Genomic DNA, 3,321 nt, shown 5'->3' with positions numbered 1-3,321 from the left:
AAAGAAAATCAAACACCCGTCAATATACTTGGCGGTTGATTTAACTTTATCTTCGCATAAGGTCTAATTCCTTTTGGCTACTTATAATAAAACTAGAAATGATATTCTGATCAAGTTTAATATTAGTTAATAATAAATTTCAATATGAATTTTTTGACAGTTAACTTTTTTTTTTTGTTACTTTAAAGGGTGAAAAAGAACGTGTAAAACCATTCTTTGATCTATTAGCTCAAGCTAAAATAGAATATAAATATATTCACTCTTTGTCGATGTTATTGACTAGTGAAATCAAAAATTTAGGATGGACACAACTAAAAACGCGAATGTTCAACATTTAATTACTGAATTTGGAAAAGTAGGTCTGGTTTTTTTTTAAGTTTGGAATTTGAAAAAAGGTCTAATATAATTAAATATTTTTTAGTTCAATGGACATAAAGATAAGGTTATAGCCACTATAGCCAAATCTATTTCGACAATTGAATTCGATGTGGATGATCCTCTTCTATCGGCTGTTATTAACTATGATCATTTAAAAGTAAAACACAATGATATAATTAAGCAAGTAGAAGAAAAGGATTGGAACAACTTCACAAAATATGAGTTAGAATTTGAAAACAAAGCCCTGCCAATAAATAGTGATACACTTATAGAATGGATTAACCAGTGTCAAGAGGATTCTTCGGATTTTCAGTTCAAGCATTTTATTTATGATTTGCACTTAATTCGTAATAATTATGCATATCAAATTCGATCTCCTGCCCTCGTAAATGAATCAACATTTACTCATGATTTCCTTGCGTCATTTATAAAATTTATTGCTCCCAAATATATTAAGGGATGGGACACCGAACAATCAGTGTCTGCTAAAGATGAGCGAGGTGTCGATAAAAGACCTGACGTAATTGGAAAATTATTTTATAATAATATATTTAATGAAGTATTCTTCATTGAGGTTAGTTACAGTCCATTCCACTACAATCCTATGGATCACGCAATAGGCGATCATACAAAATTGCGAAAGTTGGGGAAAAATGCATTGGATAGAAATTACAGGAAGAACCGTAAACATCCTGTATTTCTAATCCACTTATACAGTGAATATTTATGTCTATTTTATGGATTTGAAGTATTATCCTATTGTTCGAAAAGTATTGTTATATACAATTCATATTCCGCTTTATAAAAATACACCAACCGATGAAATACAGAAGTTTTTGGATATTATGTGGAAGATGAAATTAATGTTAGACGGTATAATTCAAATATATGAACAATCGGAAAAGGACGTTGATTTAGAAGCAATTTTTAGAAATTTCAATATTTTCGAAACTTTCTCAACTCCCAGAAATCCTAAAAAGTAATAACATCCAAATAATCTTCTTTTTGATAACTAATACAACCAACTTCTTGACAAATATTACATTTAAAGAAATTCGCAATCTACTCAACGAAACCATCATTCAAATAGAAATTATAGAGAAATTGATAAATGCGAATAGTAAAAAAATTTCCAAGAATAATGATTTTGATAGTAGTGATGATTCAATTTGTAGTAGTAATAGGATGTTTATAAAATTTATACCAACTGTTCCTACGCCGCAGAGCAAAGGAAAGTAAAGACGTCTTGACACGTTTGTTTGAATAGAGAAATTCGCCACTGTGTTAATAAATATACGATGAATTTGTTAATTTTTATAAAAAAAATTATCATTATAAGATTGACTATTTCTAGGATCGAACTCTCATTTTCGTCATTTGACCAAAAATGCTGAAATGTCCAAGCAAAAAAATGTTGATAATAATGCTAAAAAAATCAAAACATCAAAACTGGAACGAACTTCGCATAAAACAGTTAATGATCTTGAACCCGGATGTAAGTAAGGGCTACTGTTCATTATTTAACCAAGCATTACTCTAAAAATAATTTTGATTTAATCATTTAGATCTAGTATCGTTTAAAAACCGTGGCTCAACTATAAAAATAGGAACATTTGTAAAATACGAAAATAGCAAAAAGCATTGCACGATAAATTTTAATGAAAATGATAAAAGTAAGTTCTAACTTTTCTCTAATAATTTATTTATTCAATTAGCTATTGAAGTTTCTACCATTTTGACTTTTAGCAAGAATTAAAATTCAATTATTAACCTTTATTTGATTAGATGTTCATATAACATTCATAAGAAAATTTTAATATTTTTATTACCCATTATCAAATTCGAAACATTACTATATTGTTTCTTAATTAATTACTTATAATTAGACTGTTACGTTATTCATTAATATATATTTAGTATAATGCAAGATATATCGATATTTGTCGTTATCGTATATTAGCGTTAGCTAATAAAAAAGTCGATTATAAATTCCAAATAAGTGCTGCTTTCTTTACCAAATATATTTTTACGAAGGACTATATAATTCTACGCAGTCGATAGCGTTAGGGTACATTTCGCCGAAACAAAATTCTGGGTGGAGTTATTTATAGTGCGGGCCAATTTTTCGACGAAATGTCTATTGAATTTAGTGGTTGCGTTATTTGTTTTTTTCCTATTTAGTTAACATCAAAATTAAAATAAGAAGGTGAAGAACTATCTACAAAGTGGCTTTGAGAATGCAAAGCAAATGTCATAATTTAATACTTTTTTTAAATAATCGATTAGTACATAGTGCTGAATATAACATTATGTCGTTAAATTCGTAAAAAACTATCTATTAAAAAAAACGTTAATACAACATTTTACAAAACGAAAAAAAACAATTAGCAATCATTTTCAATTCAACACTGATTTTGTCAATTAAATTTTAAGATGATCATATGGGTTCCTAGCTTTGGTGATCTTGGAATTCGGACCCATCACCGGTAATGTTCCTTCGATTTCGACTTGTAACGAAACCTGCCTGATGAGAAAGATCGATCTCGAACTTTACGATGAAAAAGATCAGTTTCGATCCTACTGATGTTTGATGGATATGTAATTGGAAAAATAATTATAATATAATTCTAAAATGCAATTCACATTTTATACTTGCTAAATATAGCATAGGTAAAATAAAATATATACAAATAATATTACTCCCGGAACGAGCTCATTCGCCAATTCTTCTTCTTCCGTATGTTGAATTAATATAAAATCTCGTCGTTCAGCGGCATACATAGTGTGGATTCTCAATATTGTTCTATGTAAACTAGAGACCATAGAAGGAGGCTAACAAGTATTCAATCTTTGTATTCAATGTACTTGCTTCCTTTAAACTGATCAGCTATGTCTCTAAATTCTTTTCCCAAGCTTAATTTAAATTCCACTTTTCTTTTTTTT

The 3,321-nt window shown here is 28.6% G+C and carries 1 protein-coding gene; it reads left to right on the top strand.

All coding sequences use genetic code 11. The features are described from left to right. Positions 1-487: 487 nt before the first annotated feature. Positions 488-1,183: a hypothetical protein gene (locus tag DMG62_23785; GenBank protein PYY20297.1), complete on the top strand. Its 696-nt coding sequence runs from the start codon at positions 488-490 to the stop codon at positions 1,181-1,183. Positions 1,184-3,321 lie beyond the last annotated feature (2,138 nt).

It is taken from the genome of Acidobacteriota bacterium, assembly GCA_003225175.1.
GTDB lineage: Bacteria > Acidobacteriota > Terriglobia > Terriglobales > Acidobacteriaceae > Gp1-AA112.
The sequence above is the reverse complement of the archived record's forward strand: the minus strand, read 5'-3'. Positions and strand labels throughout refer to the sequence as shown.